Raw genomic sequence first — 1,496 nt, 5'->3', positions numbered from 1 at the left:
GGGGGGCGGCCGCCGGTACGCGGCGGTCTCGTTCATCGGCGGCGGCGGGGCCCACGGCCACCTGGTGCTGTCCGCCGACCGCACCCGGGGCCGCACCGAGGAGCGCGACTGGCAGCGGGCCGGCGGCCCGGTCCTGCTCGCCCTCGGCGCGGCGGAGCCCGCCGGGCTGCTCGCCGAGGTCGAGCGCCACCGCGCGCTGCTCGCCGACGGCGCCGACCCGTACGGGCTGGCCAGGGCGGCAGCCGTACGGCTGCCGGCGGGCACCCCCCGGGTGGTGCTGGTCGGCCGGGACGCGGACGAGCTGGCCCGCCAGCTCGACCTGGCCGCCCGGGACCTGCCCGGCGCGCAGGCCCGCGGCGAGGACTGGGCGACCCCGGCCGGCAGCTGCTTCACCCCGCACCCGATCGGCCCCGAGGGCAAGGTGGCGCTGGTCTACCCAGGCGCCGTCAACTCGTACCCGGGGCTGGGCCGGGACCTGTTCCGGGCCTTCCCCGGCCTGCTCGAGCGGTTCGAGGCGGAGGTCGCCGAACCGGACCGGACCTTCCGCACCGCCCGGCTCCACCCGCGCACCCAGATCACCCCCGGGCGACGGGAGTTGATGGCTCTGGAGGCCGAACTCGCCGACGACCTGCCGTTCATGCTGGCCACCGGCACCACCTTCGCGATCCTCAACACCGACCTGGTGCGGGACCTGCTGGGGGTGCCGGTGCACGGCGCGTTCGGCTACAGCCTCGGTGAGAGCAGCATGCTGTTCGCCACCGGCGGCTGGCGGCGCTCGGCCCGCCGGGACGACCGGATCAGCGCCACCCCGCTGTTCAAGCACCGGCTCAACGGCCCGCGTGACACCGTCCGCGAGCTGTGGGACCTGCCCGCCGACACCCCGGACGCGCAGGTCTGGGCCGGCCATGTGCTGCTCGCCGACCCGGAGACCGTACGGGCCGCGCTGACCCGCTACGACCGGGTGTTCCTCACCCACGTCAACACCCCCGGCGAGCTGGTGGTGGCCGGTGACCCGGCGCAGTGCCGGCAGCTGATCGAGGAGCTCGGCTGCCCGGCGGCCCGCTCCCCGGTCAACGGCGTGATGCACTGCCCGGTGGTGGACGGCGAGGTGGCCGGCCTGGCCGAGCTCAACAGCCACCCCACCGGCTCCACCGGCGGCCTCGAACTGCTCAGCGCCTACGACTACGGCCCGGTCGAGGACCTCGACCAGCAGCGGGTCGCGGACCGGATCGCCCACACGCTGCGCTCCACGATCGACTTCCCGCGGCTGGTGCGCACCGCGTACGACCGGGGGTTCCGCTACTTCGTGGAGGTCGGCCCGGGCGCCACCTGCACCCGCTGGGTGCGCGAGACCCTCGGCGGGGCGCCGCACGTCGCGGTGTCGGTCGACCGCCGGGGTGTGCCGGCGGCCCGTTCGGTGGCCCAGGTGGCCGCCCGGCTGATCGCGCACGGGGTGCCGCTGGACCTGGTGGGCCTGCTCGGACCGGCGCCCGCCG

At 76.6% G+C, this 1,496-nt stretch carries 1 pseudogene; it reads left to right on the top strand.

From position 1 onward, the window contains the following. Positions 1-1,496, top strand: a pseudogene (locus AA75_RS38170) (hypothetical protein); the annotation flags it as partial.

This window comes from Kitasatospora sp. MBT63, from assembly GCF_000710465.2.
Lineage (GTDB): Bacteria > Actinomycetota > Actinomycetes > Streptomycetales > Streptomycetaceae > Kitasatospora.
The sequence above is the reverse complement of the archived record's forward strand: the minus strand, read 5'-3'. Positions and strand labels throughout refer to the sequence as shown.